The organism is Bacillus sp. FJAT-27986, from assembly GCF_001685035.1.
GTDB lineage: Bacteria > Bacillota > Bacilli > Bacillales > Pradoshiaceae > Pradoshia.
In genome coordinates, this window is record NZ_MAYV01000004.1 from 44,803 (window position 1) to 62,042 (window position 17,240).

A 17,240-nucleotide genomic window follows, 5' to 3' on the forward strand; every position below is an offset into this window, starting at 1 on the left:
ATTAACAAGTCCAATACAAATTTATCATGTAGGAAATTGTCTGTCAATAAGCGGGTTAAAGATATAACCCTATGAATATACTAAACTAGCGAACTTCTAGATACCGTTCCAATTTACGCTTTACTCTTTGCAATGCATTATCAATTGATTTAACATGTCTATCCAATTCCTCTGATATCTCTTGATAGGATTGTCCATCTAAATACAGAGACAGGACTTTTCGTTCCAGATCACTTAGCAGCTCGCTCATTTTAAGCTCAATATAATCAAATTCTTCTTGATTAATAATTAATTCCTCTGGATCCATAACTTTAACACCTGTTATAACATCCATCAATGTGCGATCTGACTCTTCATCATAGATAGGCTTATCCAAAGAGACATAGGAATTGAGCGGTATATGTTTCTGCCTTGTCGCAGTTTTAATAGCAGTAATAATTTGCCTGGTAATACAGAGCTCAGCAAACGCTTTAAAGGATGTAAGCTTGTCCTCCTTATAATCTCGGATGGCCTTGAATAAACCAATCATACCTTCCTGAACAATATCTTCTTTATCTGCACCTATTAAAAAATAGGTTCTCGCTTTAGCCCTTACAAAGTTTCTGTATTTGTGGATCAAAAAATCCAGGGCCCCGCTGTCCCCTTGATGAACCCGGTCGACTAACAGTTCATCTTCCATATGACCATAATCATCATCCAGCATTACCCCGATAGAAATTGCCACACCGATCCCTCCGTAAGATACCAAAGATAGCAATATTATACAGTAAGCGCTTTTATAGCGTCAATGCCCTCACAGATTTCCTCTCCTCCATTTTTCGAACATTTCCGACACTTCTCGACTCAACGGGATCCTTGATACAGGCTGTTCATCCTTTGTTTGCACGACCTTTTTTTCAATCTCTTTTTCTACATATTCCATCTCCTGCAACAGTTCACGGGCAGATTTCCGATAAGCCCCCTGCGCAAAGATGGTTCGCTGCTCCGTGTAATCTGATGTCGCAACATACACACGAGTATTTATTTTTATTAATTTAGAAGCCAGCCTTTCGATACATTCATCAGCTGTTTCATTTTCCTTTGTAAAAATAACATCAACTTTTGAATTTCTATACTTTTTCTCCATTCCCTGTACGAAGTAAGCATCAAATACAATTATAACCCGGTGTCCGGAAAAACCTTGAAATTCAGCCATCATTTCAATTAAACGGTCTCTAGCGGCAGCAAGGTCCTGATCGCGCAGCTTGCGCAAATCAGGCCATGCACCTATGATATTATAGCCATCTACCACCAGTATGGTTTCCATCTTTATCCCTCTAACGGATATCGCTTTCGATATACTTCATACATTAGCAAGCTGGCTGCCACACTTGCATTGAGAGAGGTAACATGCCCCACCATTGGCAAGTGATATAAGAAATCGCATTTTTCCTTGATTACCCGGCTGATTCCTTTCCCTTCACTACCAATTACAATCCCAAGAGGCATCGTTCCATCCATCAACCGATAATCCTGGCTTCCCTTCGCATCTGTACCAGCAATCCATACACCGCGTTCCTTTAAATCTTCTATCGTGCGTGATAAATTCGTTACGCGTGCAACCGGGATATGCTCAATTGCCCCGGTCGATGATTTAGCAACTGTAGCTGTTAACCCAACCGCTCTCCGCTTGGGAATAATGATACCATGAACACCGGATGCATCAGCTGTCCTTAAGATAGAACCCAAATTGTGCGGATCCTCCAATTCATCAAGCAACAGAATGAATGGGTCTTCCTGTCTGGATTCCGCCAGCTTAAACATGTCGTCAATTTCTGCATATTGATAGGCCGCCACCTGAGCAATAACTCCCTGGTGATTCCCCTCAATCATTTGATCCAGTTTTTTCTTTGGTGCTGTTTGTATCATAATTTTATTTTCTTTTGCAACCGCGATTACCTGCTGAATCTGCCCTTTCGTAGCTCCTTCTGCAATCCAAATCTTATGAATATCGCGTTTCGATCGCAATGCCTCTAAGACGGTATTACGTCCCATAATTAAATCATCGCTCATCTCTGCACTTCACTCCTCTCTTTAAATTGAATCGCCAACTCTATAATTTCATCAAGACGTTCCTGTTTCTTGCTCCCATATAGATAACCAATTAATGCTTCAAAAGCTGTGCTGTATCTATATGTTTGCACATCTGTATTTTTTGGGATTGTGCCTGACTTAGCATTCCTCCCTCTGCGGATAACAGCTTCTTCCTCTTCAGTTAGAAGATGCTCATTTAATAAATAATGTACGACTGCACTCTGTGATTTAGCAGATACATACTTCGTTGCTTCTTTATGAAGCCTGTTTGGTTTTACTTGTCCAATAGATAGCAGATGATGGCGAATATATACTTCATATACCGCATCTCCAATATAGGCCAGAGCCAGACTTCCCAAAGCCGTTACATCTAATTCCTTTAAGTCCTCAAGCATTCTTTTTATCCCCGTTTCCAGCGTGTACCTTGGGCAGTATCTTCCAAAATAATATTCATTGCTTTTAGCTCATCTCTAATCTCGTCAGAGCGAGTAAAATTACGTTCTTTTCTTGCCCGATTACGTTCTTCAATTAATTTTTCTACCATAGCATCAAGCGATTGTTCAACCTCAAGCTTAATACCGAGTACATCAAATAAAATACGAAACTCATTTAAAAATGCTTCAATAACTGCATCGGAGGTCACTTTTTCTAACAGATAATAATTTCCTTGCCTTGATAGTTCAAACAATACCGAAATAGCATTTGCGGTATTGAAATCATCATCCATTGCTTCTTCAAACATTGCATGTAATTCTCCGATTTTCTCGAACCATTCCGCATCGTTATGAGTAATATTGGTGCTTGCCGTTTGGCGGTGTTTTAAGTTTTCGTAAGTAGTTCGCAAGCGGTCCAATGAAATCTTCGTTGACTCTAATAACTCTTCACTGTAATTAATTGGATTTCTGTAATGAACGGACAGGATAAAGAATCTTAATACTGCCGGATCATGATGCTTAATAATATCATGTACCATTACAAAATTACCGAGAGATTTAGACATTTTTTCATTATCAATATTAATATAGCCATTATGCATCCAATAATTTGCGAATGGCTTTTCGGTTAAAGCTTCTGTCTGTGCAATTTCATTTTCATGGTGAGGGAATGCTAAGTCCTGTCCTCCAGCATGAATATCAATCGTATCACCTAAGTATTCTTTAGCCATCGCAGAACATTCTATATGCCAACCCGGTCTTCCTTTGCCCCATGGGCTATCCCAAGAAATTTCACCATCTTTAGCCGCTTTCCACAAAGTGAAATCAAGTGCATCCTGTTTCCGCTCATCTACTTCTATTCTCGCGCCTACCCGCAGCTCATCAATGGACTGGTGCGAAAGCTTTCCATAATCTTTAAAATCTCTTGTACGGTAGTACACATCCCCACTGGATTCATAAGCCATTCCTTTATCTATTAGGGCCTGAATAAATTCAATGATTAAGTCCATATTTTCCATTACCCTTGGATGCACATCAGCTTTTTTGCATCCAAGTGCTCCAACATCCTCAAAATAAGCTTTAATGAACCGGTCAGCTGTAGCCGGTACATCTTCTCCCAGTTCACGAGCTGCTTTGATTAACTTGTCATCAACATCTGTAAAATTAGAAACAAACTTTACATCATAGCCTTTATATTGTAAGTAATTGCGGACCGTATCAAATACAATCGCCGGTCTCGCATTCCCTATATGAATATAGTTGTATACAGTCGGACCGCACACATACATCTTAACCTTTCCCTCTTCAATCGGCTGAAAGGTTTCCTTTTTTCTTGTCAGTGTATTATAAATTTGAACGCTCACGTTTATTTAACTCCTTTCGCAAATCCATTATCTCTTTCTTTAATATATCAATTTCCTGTTCCATTCGATTGCAATGATCTTCTACAGGGTCAGGAAGGTCCCGATGATTTAAATCTTGTTTTAATCGTACGCCATCTTTGATAACTACCTTACCGGGAATGCCGACTACCGTTGAGTTGGCAGGGACATTTTTTAAAACCACTGAACCCGCTCCAACCTTCGAGTTTTCCCCTATGACGATGGAGCCGAGCACTTTAGCCCCCGTTGCAATCAATACATTATCCTCAACTGTTGGATGACGTTTGCCTGACTCTTTACCTGTACCTCCAAGTGTAACCCCCTGGTATACAGTCACATTATCACCAATCTCGCAAGTTTCTCCAATAACGACACCCATGCCATGATCAATAAAAAAGCGCCTGCCGATTGTCGCTCCCGGATGTATCTCTATACCGGTTAAAAATCGGCTAAACTGGGAGATGACCTTGGCAATAAATTTGAAATTTCTCTTATAAAAAAAATGTGCAATTCGATGATTCCAGATAGCATGTAAACCTGAATACGTCAGGATGATTTCAATTGTCGATCTTGCTGCAGGATCCTGTTCAAATATAACGTCTATATCTTCTTTTAACCGTTTCCACATGATGTTACCCCTCCTTAAACGCATAAAAGCAAAAACAAGCAGTACTTTTCTCTTCTCTAGAGATGTACTTTACGAAAGATGGAAACACGGTAACTTATCCTTCCTAAAGATCGTATAATAAACATCCTGTTTCTCCCATCATCGGCCATTTTTCTGCATAAAAAAAGCGCCCTGTCCAAAAGACAGAGACGCTTATAGGCGCGGTTCCACTCTGTTTGAGCTTAAGTATCGAGCTCCAACTTTCCCCTTTTTAACGACAGTGGGTATGCCGCCTTCCTCTACTGACCTAAATTACCAGGCGTTCAAAGAAGGGCTCAGGGGTGCATTCAGATTAAGAGAGGTTATAACCATTTCCAGCCAATGATGGTTATTCTCTAATAAACATCTTCTTTAATCCTACTTATCCCCATTCATCACTTTAAGTATGAATGTTTAATTATACTATATTATATTACGGTTAAAATGTTAACGTAAAAGTTCTTCTAATTGAGAAATCACTCGATTGCGGCCGAAAAGCTCGATTGCTTTTGGCAGATCAGGACCGTGAGCTTGTCCGGTTACCGCTACACGGATAGGCATAAATAATTTTTTGCCTTTATGGCCTGTTTCTTTTTGCACTCGTTTAATTGCTGCCTTAATCTCACTGTCAACAAATTCAGGCATACTCTTTACTTCATCAAGGAAGGCCTTCAATACCTCAGGAACCTGTTCTTCTCCCAGTATTTCCTTCGCTTCATCATTATAAACAATCTCTTTCTTAAAGAAGATGCTTGATAGGTCCACGATTTCTGCTCCGTAGCTCATTTGATCCTGATATAAAGCTATAAGCTTTTGTACCCAATGATGTTCTTCCTCAGACATTTCAGTTGGTACAAGACCTGCTTGCTGTAAATGAGGCAACGCCAATTCAAGCACTCGTTCCGTATCAACCTTTTTCATGTATTGATTATTCATCCACGTAAGCTTTTGTTTATCAAACAAAGCTGGTGATTTAGATAATCGGTCAGCATCAAAGATTGAGATAAATTCTTCCTTCGAGAAGATTTCTTCCTCACCGCTTGGAGACCATCCTAAAAGCGCAATAAAATTAAACAGAGCCTCAGGCAAATAGCCAAGTTCTTCATATTGCTCGATAAACTGAATAATGGATTCATCACGCTTACTTAATTTTTTACGGCTCTCATTGACAATCAATGTCATATGGCCAAAAACAGGAGGATCCCATTCAAAGGCTTCATAAACCATCAATTGCTTAGGCGTATTGGTGATATGGTCATCTCCGCGAAGTACATGAGATATTTCCATTAAATGATCATCAATTGCTACTGCAAAGTTATACGTAGGAATTCCATCTTTTTTAATAATGACAAAGTCTCCAATGCCATCAGATTCAAACGATACATCACCTTTAACCATATCATTGAATGTGTATACTTTACCTTTTGGAACAACAAAGCGAATGCTTGGCTTTCTGCCTTCCGCTTCGAGCCTTGCATGGTCTTCTTCTGTCAGATGGCGACATTTACCCGAATAAGCCGGAGTTTCATTACGTTCCATCTGTTCCGCACGTTCTTGTTCTAGTTCTTCTTCTGTGCAATAGCATTTATAAGCCATATCTCTTTTAATAAGATCACGATAATATTCCTCATAAATATGAGTACGTTCTGATTGGCGATAAGGTCCATATGCACCAGGTACATCGACACTTTCGTCCCAATCCATGCCCAGCCATTTCAAATACTTTAATTGGCTTTCTTCTCCACCGGCAATATTTCTTTTTTGGTCTGTATCTTCAATCCTTATAACAAAGCTGCCACCCTGGCTGCGTGCAAATAAATAGTTAAATAAAGCTGTTCTGGCATTACCGATATGAAGATGTCCAGTTGGACTTGGAGCGTACCGAACACGTATACTGCTAGTCATTAATATTTCCTCCCAAATGATAAAGTACCTAAGTAGGATTCATTTTACCACTATTTTAATCTGGTTTAAAACCACCAGTTCTATTCTTTTATTAAAAGAACCGTAGCTTGAGCCGCTATGCCCTCACCTCTGCCTGGAAATCCAAGCTTTTCAGTTGTAGTAGCTTTTACGTTTACTTGTTCCATGTCACCTTCAAGTAGACCGGCTATCACTTCACGCATTTGATCGATATAAGGGCGCATTTTCGGCCGCTCTGCAATGATTGTGCAATCAATATTGCCTAGCTTATATCCCTTTTGCTTTACAAGTTTCCATACATGAGTTAAAAGCTTTTTAGAATCGGCATCTTTAAAAGCCGGGTCAGTATCCGGAAAATGCTTGCCGATATCTCCCTCTGCGACAGCACCCAGACATGCATCTGCTACAGTATGGAGCAGAACATCCGCATCAGAATGCCCAAGCAATCCTTTATCATTAGGAATAGTAATACCCCCAATAATCAATGGTCGCCCTTCTACTAATTGATGTACATCAAAACCTTGTCCTATTCTAAACATGACGGTCTCCTTTTAAGTTTTTCTTCAGAATCGCTTCAGCAAAATATAGATCCTCTGGTGTGGTAATTTTAATATTATCGTAATTTCCTTCTGTTATGGCTACTCTCTTCCCAATCTGCTCAACCAAACTCGCATCATCTGTTCCAAGGTAATTTGCGCTAACCGCTGCCTCATGTGCCTCTTTTAACAGAGACACACGAAAAGCTTGCGGGGTTTGAATTGCCCACAAGCTTGATCGATCGATTGTTTTCTCTACCATGGTATCTCTGACTTGTTTAATCGTATCCTTAACAGGTACAGCTAACACACTTGCACCGAACTCTTTTGCATCAGCAATTAAGTTTCTTAACATAGAATGATTAATAAACGGTCTTGCTCCATCATGCACGAGGATGATTTCTGCCTCGTCACTTAAGGCTTTCAACCCATTACTGACACTATATTGCCGCTCGCTGCCGCCATTTATCAATACAATAGGAGTCGGTAGTGACAATGTTTTGATCAGCCTATTAAATTCTTCTTTTTCAGCAGGATTGATTGGCAAAATAATTTGTTTACAATGCTTATCCGTGCCAAACACAGACAAGGTATGTGCGATAATCGGGCTATTTTTCAGTTCAATCCAAAGCTTATTTTTACTTGCCTTCATTCTTTTCCCTTGCCCAGCTGCAGGGATAATCACTTCATAATCCATCTTCTACTCCTATATCATCGATAGCTATTTCTCTTATAATGCTTTTTCCAATAATTTTGGTTTCGCAAATATCATACGTCCAGCCGAAGTCTGTAAAACGGATGTAACAATGACCTCAATCTTCTTACCGATATAATTTCGGCCTTCTTCAACCACAATCATCGTTCCGTCATCCAGATACGCTACACCCTGATTTTGCTCTTTCCCATCCTTGATAACTTGGACGAGCATTTCTTCACCAGGAATAACCACCGGTTTAACTGCATTTGCTAAATCATTAATATTTAATACCTGGACATTTTGGAACTCACAGACTTTATTCAAATTGAAGTCATTTGTTACAACAATACCGTCCAATACCTTGGCTAATTTGACCAACTTACTATCTACTTCCTGTACGTCTTCAAAGTCACCTTCATACATCTCGACTTCAATTGGAAGCTCTTTTTGGATTTTATTCAGAATATCGAGCCCTCTTCTTCCCCTTGTTCTTTTCAATGCATCAGAAGAATCAGCAATATGCTGCAATTCACCAAGCACAAATTGCGGAATAACGATAGGTCCCTCCAAAAAGCCAGTTTTACAAATATCTGCAATACGTCCGTCGATAATTACACTTGTATCGAGAACTTTCCTTTTTATATTGGATGGAGCAGCTTCTGTATCGCCATCTTGCTCTGTACCTTTTTTCCTTGTTTTAACCGAGTTAGTCACAAGGTTGGTTAGCTCATCCCGTTTTTTAAAGCCCACCTGGAAGCCTAAATAACCAAATATTAAAGTCAAGAGAATTGGAGCGACTGTGTTGATGATCGGTAACTGAATTGAATTCAGCGGAAGACCAATAAGGAAGGCCAATAGAAGGCCAAGTAAAAGCCCCATACTTCCAAATATAATATCCGTGATGGGAGCAATAATTAATTGTTCTTCCACCCATTTAATGAAATGTACTACATGATCAACCATCCAGAAAGTAATGATATAAAAAATAATTGCACCTGCGAAACCAGTAAAAATAGGATTAGTAATAAATGAATTATCAGTAATTAATGAAAATAAATCTGGCAATACGATGATTCCTATAGCTCCTCCTACGATTAAGAAACACAGTTGTATAATTCTTTTTAACATTCCTTCACCTCCCATTAATAATTATAAACGAGGACTTTCCTGCTTTAATAGTTTTTACCCATTAATTAACTTGCTGTAAAGAAGATGTAATTACACTGTAACAAAAAGCATATATCAGCCTTTTTATGCATTATCTATTATTATAACCTGATTATACGTCAGACAGATGTCAGAACTTCCATATTTTATCTTATCTTATAAGCTGTGCTGCCCAATTTCTGTTTTTATATGTCTCAGCCCATGGTGGATTTTTTTAGCTCTTACTTCTCCTATACCCTCTACGTCATCCAAATCCGCTACGCTTGCATTCAACAAATTAGATAGCTTGCCAAACCTCTTTACGAGATTATGGATGATACTAAAGGGCAGCCTTGGTATCTTATGAAGGGCCCGATACCCACAGGGTGAGACGATCTGTTCCATCGGTACAAACCCTGTATATCCAAGAGTTTTCATAATAGCTGTGTCCTCAACAGATTCTGAATAGGATAAATCAACAAATGCCTGAAAAACCTGTTCTGGCTTAAGGCCCTCCGAATCAATTGTGTAATCCTTTAAGACAAGCATTACCTCCTGTTCCACCACATGCAGCATTTCATGTAATTGCAAACGCAGCAGCCTTCCTTCAACACCTAATTCATTCATATAAATCAAAAGCTCGGTTTTAATTCTCATAACCATTATAAGCCTCTGCATTACATATAGAATATCCGCATATGTTACCATCTCTTCAAATTCCAGCTTACTTAAATTATGAATACTTTCCTGCAAAACAGAACGATATCGTTCAAGTGTTTGCATCGCTTGATTAGCCTTTGTTAATATCACAGACAATTCCCTCAGCACGTATCGAAAGTTTCCTTGATAAAGAGTAATGATATTTCTTCGTTGAGAAATGGCTATTACCAATGCCTTCGTCTCTTTAGCAATTCTCTCGGCTGTTCGATGTCTCATTCCGGTTTCCATTGAAGGTATCGTTTTATCTGGTACAAGATGGGCATTCGCAAGCATAATGGTCTCTACTTTCTCATTAAGGATAATGGCTCCATCCATTTTAGCTAATTCATATAGATAACTGGGTGAAAAAGGGCAGCCGATTTTAAATCCTCCATCTACAAGGGCTTTAACTTTATCGTTATATCCAACCACAATTAATCCACCCGTATTGGCACGCAAAACATTATCGAGGCCCTCTCTAAAGGGTGTGCCTGGGGATACCAATTGAATGATTTGCGCCTTGGCTTTTTCTGCTGCCTTTTTATCCATTACCTTAACCCCCTAATGCATATTTTAAAGCTTCGCTTACCGAATTGACTCCAATCACTTTGATTTCTGACGGAGGTTTCCAGCCACCCAAATTATTGGCAGGCACGATAATACGCTCAAATCCAAGCTTCGCTGCTTCCTTTACTCTTTGCTCTATCCGCGATACCCTTCTAACTTCACCGGTTAATCCAACTTCACCAACAATACAATCCGTTGCTCTAGTAGGTACGTCTTTAAAGCCTGAAGCTATACTGACAATTACAGCCAAATCTACAGCAGGCTCACCCAACTTTACTCCACCGGTGACCTTTAAATATGCATCTTGGTTTTGAAGTAAGAGACCAACTCTTTTCTCCAGAACAGCCATTAACAAAGAGACACGATTATGGTCAATTCCTGTTGCCATCCTTCTTGGATTAGGGAAGATAGATGGAGAAATGAGGGCTTGTATTTCTACAAGTATGGGCCGTGTTCCTTCCATCGAAGCTACGACAGTTGAACCCGCTGCGCCCTGAGAACGTTCTTCGAGGAATATCTCCGAAGGATTCAAAACTTCCTCTAATCCTTCTTCCTTCATTTCAAAAATACCCATTTCATTTGTAGAACCAAATCTGTTCTTGACTGCCCTTAAAATACGATAAGTATGATGACGTTCCCCTTCAAAATAGAGCACGGTATCCACCATATGTTCCAATAGTCTCGGTCCGGCAATATTACCCTCTTTTGTAACATGGCCAACAATAAATATTGCAATTCCCTTTGTCTTAGCCAGTCTCATTAATTCAGCTGTACATTCACGAACCTGTGATACACTGCCTGGAGCAGATGTTACATCAGGATGGAATACTGTTTGAATAGAGTCGATTATGACAAAATTAGGGTTCATTTCATTGATAGCTTGTTCAATCATCCCCATATCTGTTTCAGAATAAACATAGAGATGGTCTGAAGATACCCCCAGTCTAACAGCCCTCAGTTTTGTTTGCTTCACTGATTCTTCGCCAGATATGTACAAAACATCGTAATTATTATTCGCTAGCTGGGATGAAACCTGCAGTAATAAAGTAGATTTTCCAATTCCTGGATCTCCACCTATCAATAATAAGGACCCAGGTACAATTCCTCCTCCAAGAACACGATTGAGTTCATTTGAATCTGTCAATACGCGAGGTTCCTGCTCCGTACCTATGGAAGTAATCGATGTAGGTTTCGCCATTGCCTGATCCGAATGGGTAAAAGCTGTACGTCTCTGATTTTTATTAGCTGTTATTTCAATTTCCTCTGTCATGGTATTCCATTCATTACAGCCAGGGCATTTCCCCATCCATTTTGCTGATTCATATCCACAACTTTGGCAGATAAATTTCGTTTTCTTTTTTGCCATATTTCTTTAATCCTCTCCGGGGAATAAATTAACTAATTATGTGCTTCTCTTTTTATTTTACGGATTATATCGCTATTCTTATTCTTATTATTTGTCATTATAAAGTATTTATAGCTATCTGTAAGGAAAGGGCACAACCCTATGGCAGTGCCCTCAAACCAATATTTCTTACTTAGCAGCTATTACTTCATCCCCTGTTTTGGCAGTAAACTCACCATCAACCACATCGATAGTAATTTTTTTACCTTTTTCAATCTTTCCTTTCAACAGTTGTTCTGATAAGAAGTCTTCAACATGTTTTTGGATAGATCTTCTCAAAGGACGTGCTCCATAATCAGGATCATAGCCTTCTTCTACAATTTTTCCTTTTGCCGCTTCCGTCAATTCAAGATTAATATCCTGCTCAGCCAAGCGTTTAATCAGCTGGTCACCCAGCAACGTAACAATCGATTTCAAATGCTCTTTTTCCAGAGAGTGGAACACAATAATCTCATCAATTCTGTTTAGGAATTCTGGACGGAAAGCACGTTTTAATTCTTCCATAACCTGGCCTTTCATATCTTTATAATCCTGGCCTTGATCCTGCATATTGAACCCAACATAACGATTCTTTTTCAAACTGTGAGCTCCGACATTGGAAGTCATAATCAAAATTGTGTTACGAAAATCAACTGTCCTACCCTTTGAATCTGTCAGACGTCCATCTTCTAATACCTGTAACAGGATATTAAAGACATCCGGATGCGCTTTTTCAATTTCGTCAAGAAGCACAACGGAATATGGTTTACGACGAACCTTTTCTGTTAATTGTCCGCCTTCCTCATACCCAACATATCCTGGAGGTGACCCAACAAGGCGGGATGTTGAATGCTTTTCCATATACTCAGACATATCAATTCTAATCATTGCATCTTCATCGCCAAACATTGATTCGGCCAGTGCTCTAGCTAATTCTGTTTTACCAACCCCTGTAGGACCAAGGAAGATAAATGACCCGATTGGACGTTTAGGATCTTTCAGTCCAGCTCTTGCTCTACGCACAGCTTTAGAAATAGCTATAACTGCTTCTTCCTGACCAATCACACGGTTATGGAGAATCTCCTCCATATTCAGAAGCTTATCAGATTCAGTTTGTGCAAGCTTCGTAACCGGTATACCAGTCCAGCTCGATACAACGTGCGCAATATCTTCTACAGTAACTTCGCTGTTTTCTTTCCCTTGTTTCTCTTTCCATTCACGTTTTGTATTCTCAAGTTCTTCACGTAATTTTTGTTCGATATCACGCAATGATGCCGCTTTTTCAAATTCCTGACTTTGAACAGCCGCATCCTTCTCTTTTCGTGCCTCTTCCAGGCGAACTTCAAGTTCCTTTAAATTAGGCGGCGTAGTGTAGGAACGGAGTCTTACCTTGGAACCTGATTCATCAATCAGGTCAATTGCCTTATCTGGTAGGAACCGATCGGAGATATACCGATCAGATAGCTTAACTGCAGCATCGATTGCTTCATCTGTGATTGATACTCTGTGATGTGCCTCATAGCGATCGCGCAAGCCTTTAAGTATTTGGATAGATTCCTCAATTGTTGGCTCGTCAACCTGAATTGGCTGAAAGCGTCTTTCCAAAGCTGCATCTTTTTCAATATATTTTCTATATTCATCAAGTGTTGTGGCTCCGATACATTGCAATTCCCCTCTAGCCAATGAAGGTTTTAGAATATTGGAGGCATCAATTGCTCCTTCGGCTCCGCCTGCACCAATTAAGGTATGGAGTTCATCAATAAACAGAATAACATTACCTGCAGCACGAATTTCATCCATCACTTTTTTAAGGCGATCTTCAAATTCACCGCGATATTTCGTACCGGCAACAACTGTCCCCATATCGAGTGTCATAACTCTTTTATCTCGAAGGATCTCAGGAACTTCATTATTAATGATTTGTTGGGCGAGTCCTTCTGCAATTGCTGTTTTACCGACTCCCGGTTCACCAATAAGCACAGGATTATTTTTAGTACGACGACTTAATACCTCAATAACCCGTTGTATTTCTTTATTTCTTCCTATTACCGGATCCAGGCTGCCTTCTCTCGCAATCGCAGTCAAATCCCGGGCAAGGCTATCCAAGGTAGGCGTGCTTGCTACAGAAGATGATCCTCCCTGATGAATACCTGCTTCATTGCTGCCTAAGAGTTGTAATACCTGTTGTCTTGCTTTATTCAAACTTACACCCAGATTATTCAGAACACGGGCTGCTACACCTTCGCCTTCGCGAATTAACCCTAATAAGACATGTTCAGTACCTACATAAGAATGTCCCAGCTTTCTGGCTTCATCCATAGACAATTCAATGACTTTTTTAGCACGAGGAGTATAATGAATAGTTTGTACAGTCTCAGATCCCTTACCAATCAGGCTCTCAACCTCTTCCTGAATTTTTTCAGGACTTAACCCAAGAGCATAGAGCGCTTTAGCAGCTATTCCATCCCCTTCTCTCACTAAACCAAGCAAGATATGTTCAGTGCCAATATTATTATGCCCAAGCCTAATTGCCTCTTCCTGTGCAAGTGCCAATACTTTTTGTGCTCTTTCTGTGAATCGACCAAACATCATTATGTTTTCCTCCTATTCATCTTGTGTTTTATCTTCCATCAATAATCGATCCCTGATTAAAGTAGCCCTTCGAATATCCCTGTTTTTTGAATTTAACTCCCCTCCTGCATATCGCTGAAGGAATCCAGGCTGAGTAACAATCATTAATTCATTTAATATATGTTTAGATATATTAGGAATGTAACCTAAATCAATACCTAATCTAACATCTGATAAACATTTTGCCGCTTCCTTGGATTCAATGATTCTGGCATGAGACAGTATACCAAGTGAACGGAAAACCCTATCTTCCAATTGTATGTTTGATGATTGTACTAATGTGTCCCTTGCTGCCTTTTCCTGCATAATAATCTGTTCCACTACACTGGTTAAATCATCAACGATGTCTTCCTCGGTCTTTCCGAGCGTCATTTGATTGGATATTTGAAATATATTTCCCAGTGCCTCGCTGCCCTCACCATAGATACCGCGCACAACCAATCCTAATTGATTAATAGCAGATACCACTCTGTCTATCTGTCTTGTTAACACAATGCCCGGTAAATGAACCATGACAGATGCTCTTAATCCAGTTCCAACATTCGTTGGACAACTTGTTAGATATCCAATCTTTTCGTCAAATGCATAGTCCAATTCACTCTCTACCCAATCATCAATTCTGCTTGCTACTTCGAGAGCTTCAGAAATTTGCAGTCCAGGATATAGACATTGAATTCGGATATGATCTTCTTCATTAACCATTATGCTGACTTCTTCATTTTCTGAAATAAGGCAGGCACCTACATCTTTATGTTTTGCCAACAGAGGGCTTATTAAATGTTTTTCTACCAGTACTTGCTTATCTAATGGATTTAGATCTATCATTTTTACCATTTCCAAATGTCCTAATCCTGAAAGATACTGACCGCCAATACGATCTTCAACTTTTTTTAGTAATCTTTTGGCTTCTTCCTGTGAAAAAACGATCGGAAAGGCGACATTTTTTACGTTTCTGGCCAATCGGACTCTTGAGCTCAATACAATATCCGATTCCGGCCCTTCCTGGTTCATCCATGAGCTGATGGCATTCTCCATAAAGTGTTCAATTGTCATTTTTGTTCGCCCCCTTCTTGAGAGGCTTCAATTTCCTTCTCTAATGAACGAATCTGATCCCTGACTTCTGCTGCCTTCTCAAATTCCTCTGCCTCAACATAATCATTGATTTGAGCCTTTAAATCATTTATTTGCTTTCTTATATGTAAAGTTCCGCCAGCACGTTTAGGAATTTTTCCGTTATGATGAACATTCCCTCCATGCAATTTTCTTAATATGGATTCCAAATATGGATTGAATGTCTTATAGCAATCCGAACATCCAAACCGACCGATATTAACAAATTCACGGTATGTTAATCCACAATGGGGACATATCAGTTGATCTTCATTACTAAAGGGCGATTTAGAGTCGGCTGATTTCATACCTAATCCCATATTTAATAAACCTGCTAACAGATTATTGAATGAAAAAAAATCGCCTTTTTCTTCAGCACAATATTCACAAAGGTTTACTTCCATTTGTTTGCCGTTAACGATTTTTGTAACCTTCATCGTAGCGGGTCTTTCGTTACATTCCTGACAAAGCATTGTTTTCACCCTCTCCGTAGCAACTCATTTATACCTTAATGTCATAAACATCGCTTTTAAGATTCGCGCGCGCAATTCATCTCGTTCAGGTAAATCATAATGGAGTACAGAACGGTCCATTACACTCAACATGATTTTTGCTTCCCGTGAAGATATAACTTCTTCCTCAACTAATCTGCCAATTAAATCTTCAGAATTACTTTGAGAGATACGCTGTCCAACCAAATTACTGATTTGTTCAATTAAATGTGCTCTGTCATGGGACTGTACCCGCATTATACGAATATAACCCCCACCACCCCGTTTACTTTCTACCAGATAACCTCTTTCGATTGTAAAACGAGTATTGATCACATAATTAATTTGAGAGGGAACGCATTGGAACTTATCAGCAATTTCGCTTCTTTTTATCTCTACCAATTCTTTCTCGCTTATATCGAGAACGCTCTTCAAATAATTTTCAATAATATCGGATATATTTTTCATATAGGCTCCCCCTCTCACTGTTTTGACTTTGACTATATTTGACTATAATTATACAAAAGCATCCTCAATTTGGCAATCATTATACTTTACTCTAACTTATTATATGTATACTGCACAATTAACCTTTTTATAAAAAACCAATACTTCAATTCTACCCAAATTTCCTTTTTTAAAACCCTGAAACCTTCCTGTAAAAAGGATCTTTTTTCCCTAAAATACAAAAAAACCAGTTCAATTTGAACTGGTTTTGGCTGCCCGGCAACGTCCTACTCTCACAGGGACTCGCGTCCCAACTACCATCGGCGCTGAAGAGCTTAACTTCCGTGTTCGGAATGGGAACGGGTGTGGCCTCTTCGCCATCATTACCGGACTATGGTGGAGCCTAGCGGGATCGAACCGCTGACCTCCTGCGTGCAAAGCAGGCGCTCTCCCAGCTGAGCTAAGGCCCCAAATTTTTAAAATGGTCGGGAAGACAGGATTCGAACCTGCGACCCCTTGGTCCCAAACCAAGTGCTCTACCAAGCTGAGCTACTTCCCGATATAATGGCGCGCCCGAGAGGAGTCGAACCCCTAACCTTTTGATCCGTAGTCAAACGCTCTATCCAATTGAGCTACGGGCGCATATAGAGTGCCGAGGGCCGGTCTCGAACCGGCACGGTAGTCACCTACCGCAGGATTTTAAGTCCTGTGCGTCTGCCAATTCCGCCACCCCGGCATATAACTTGGCATTGGAGCGGAAGACGGGATTCGAACCCGCGACCCTCACCTTGGCAAGGTGATGTTCTACCACTGAACTACTTCCGCATTATACAGTAAAGCAGTGATAAGAACTTAGGCCAATGAGGTTATCGTTCCTGCTCACTCGCTTATTTATCTATAAAAAATGAGCCATGAAGGACTCGAACCTTCGACCCTCTGATTAAAAGTCAGATGCTCTACCGACTGAGCTAATGGCTCACAATAATGGTGGAGGATGACGGGATCGAACCGCCGACCCTCTGCTTGTAAGGCAGATGCTCTCCCAGCTGAGCTAATCCTCCAATATAAAAAATA

General features: G+C 39.9%; 16 protein-coding genes, 7 tRNA genes, 1 rRNA gene and 1 other annotated feature. All 24 genes read right to left on the reverse strand.

Annotation, left to right across the window (positions count from 1 at the left end; all coding sequences use genetic code 11):
* Positions 1-85: 85 nt before the first annotated feature.
* Positions 86-703 carry an RNA polymerase sporulation sigma factor SigH gene (sigH, locus tag A8L44_RS05865; protein WP_066103081.1) on the reverse strand — a complete coding sequence of 206 codons (618 nt, stop codon included), beginning with the start codon at positions 701-703 and terminating at the stop codon, positions 86-88.
* 90 nt (positions 704-793) lie between these two features.
* Entirely contained in the window at positions 794-1,306 is a 513-nt protein-coding gene (locus A8L44_RS05870) for an NYN domain-containing protein (protein WP_066103038.1), read from the reverse strand.
* Positions 1,307-1,308: 2 nt separating this feature from the next.
* Entirely contained in the window at positions 1,309-2,052 is a 744-nt protein-coding gene (gene rlmB / locus A8L44_RS05875; RefSeq protein ID WP_066103041.1) for a 23S rRNA (guanosine(2251)-2'-O)-methyltransferase RlmB, read from the reverse strand.
* Positions 2,049-2,468 carry a Mini-ribonuclease 3 gene (locus tag A8L44_RS05880; protein WP_066103044.1) on the reverse strand — a complete coding sequence of 140 codons (420 nt, stop codon included), beginning with the start codon at positions 2,466-2,468 and terminating at the stop codon, positions 2,049-2,051. The genes rlmB and A8L44_RS05880 overlap by 4 nt, the downstream gene beginning before the upstream one ends.
* 5 nt (positions 2,469-2,473) lie before the next feature.
* Positions 2,474-3,871 carry a cysteine--tRNA ligase gene (cysS, locus tag A8L44_RS05885; protein ID WP_066103047.1) on the reverse strand — a complete coding sequence of 466 codons (1,398 nt, stop codon included), beginning with the start codon at positions 3,869-3,871 and terminating at the stop codon, positions 2,474-2,476.
* Entirely contained in the window at positions 3,852-4,517 is a 666-nt protein-coding gene (cysE, locus tag A8L44_RS05890; RefSeq protein WP_066103049.1) for a serine O-acetyltransferase, read from the reverse strand. The genes cysS and cysE overlap by 20 nt, the downstream gene beginning before the upstream one ends.
* 181 nt (positions 4,518-4,698) lie before the next feature.
* Positions 4,699-4,940, reverse strand: a binding site (T-box leader).
* 42 nt (positions 4,941-4,982) lie between these two features.
* Entirely contained in the window at positions 4,983-6,440 is a 1,458-nt protein-coding gene (gene gltX, locus A8L44_RS05895) for a glutamate--tRNA ligase (RefSeq protein WP_066103052.1), read from the reverse strand.
* An 80-nt stretch (positions 6,441-6,520) separates the two neighbouring features.
* Complete coding sequence (gene ispF, locus A8L44_RS05900) at positions 6,521-6,997, reverse strand: 2-C-methyl-D-erythritol 2,4-cyclodiphosphate synthase (protein WP_066103055.1); 477 nt, start codon at positions 6,995-6,997, stop codon at positions 6,521-6,523.
* Positions 6,990-7,691: a 2-C-methyl-D-erythritol 4-phosphate cytidylyltransferase gene (gene ispD / locus A8L44_RS05905; protein WP_066103057.1), complete on the reverse strand. Its 702-nt coding sequence runs from the start codon at positions 7,689-7,691 to the stop codon at positions 6,990-6,992. Before ispD ends, ispF begins: the two co-directional genes overlap by 8 nt.
* A gap of 33 nt (positions 7,692-7,724) precedes the next feature.
* Entirely contained in the window at positions 7,725-8,819 is a 1,095-nt protein-coding gene (locus tag A8L44_RS05910) for a PIN/TRAM domain-containing protein (protein WP_066103060.1), read from the reverse strand.
* A 195-nt stretch (positions 8,820-9,014) separates the two neighbouring features.
* Positions 9,015-10,085, reverse strand: a complete 1,071-nt coding sequence (disA, locus tag A8L44_RS05915; RefSeq protein ID WP_066103063.1) for a DNA integrity scanning diadenylate cyclase DisA — start codon at positions 10,083-10,085, stop codon at positions 9,015-9,017.
* 4 nt (positions 10,086-10,089) lie between these two features.
* Positions 10,090-11,469, reverse strand: coding sequence for a DNA repair protein RadA (gene radA, locus A8L44_RS05920; protein ID WP_066103066.1), 1,380 nt, complete (start codon positions 11,467-11,469; stop codon positions 10,090-10,092).
* Between the two features lie 168 nt (positions 11,470-11,637).
* Positions 11,638-14,079: an ATP-dependent protease ATP-binding subunit ClpC gene (clpC, locus tag A8L44_RS05925; RefSeq protein ID WP_066103069.1), complete on the reverse strand. Its 2,442-nt coding sequence runs from the start codon at positions 14,077-14,079 to the stop codon at positions 11,638-11,640.
* 12 nt (positions 14,080-14,091) lie between these two features.
* A complete protein-coding gene (locus A8L44_RS05930; protein ID WP_066103072.1) occupies positions 14,092-15,171 on the reverse strand; it encodes a protein arginine kinase in 1,080 nt (359 codons plus the stop codon).
* Positions 15,168-15,701 carry a UvrB/UvrC motif-containing protein gene (locus A8L44_RS05935; RefSeq protein WP_066103075.1) on the reverse strand — a complete coding sequence of 178 codons (534 nt, stop codon included), beginning with the start codon at positions 15,699-15,701 and terminating at the stop codon, positions 15,168-15,170. The genes A8L44_RS05930 and A8L44_RS05935 overlap by 4 nt, the downstream gene beginning before the upstream one ends.
* A 24-nt stretch (positions 15,702-15,725) precedes the next feature.
* The gene (locus tag A8L44_RS05940; protein WP_066103078.1) at positions 15,726-16,187 is read right to left on the reverse strand and encodes a CtsR family transcriptional regulator; all 462 of its coding nucleotides are present in this window, start codon (positions 16,185-16,187) and stop codon (positions 15,726-15,728) included.
* 253 nt (positions 16,188-16,440) lie between these two features.
* Positions 16,441-16,557: ribosomal RNA gene (gene rrf, locus A8L44_RS05945) — 5S ribosomal RNA — on the reverse strand.
* Between the two features lie 3 nt (positions 16,558-16,560).
* A tRNA-Ala gene (locus tag A8L44_RS05950) sits at positions 16,561-16,636 on the reverse strand.
* A 12-nt stretch (positions 16,637-16,648) separates the two neighbouring features.
* Positions 16,649-16,725, reverse strand: a tRNA-Pro gene (locus tag A8L44_RS05955).
* Between the two features lie 6 nt (positions 16,726-16,731).
* Positions 16,732-16,808, reverse strand: a tRNA-Arg gene (locus A8L44_RS05960).
* Between the two features lie 8 nt (positions 16,809-16,816).
* A tRNA-Leu gene (locus tag A8L44_RS05965) sits at positions 16,817-16,902 on the reverse strand.
* A 14-nt stretch (positions 16,903-16,916) separates the two neighbouring features.
* Positions 16,917-16,991, reverse strand: a tRNA-Gly gene (locus A8L44_RS05970).
* An 80-nt stretch (positions 16,992-17,071) separates the two neighbouring features.
* A tRNA-Lys gene (locus tag A8L44_RS05975) sits at positions 17,072-17,144 on the reverse strand.
* A gap of 7 nt (positions 17,145-17,151) precedes the next feature.
* Positions 17,152-17,227, reverse strand: a tRNA-Val gene (locus tag A8L44_RS05980).
* Positions 17,228-17,240: the final 13 nt, after the last annotated feature.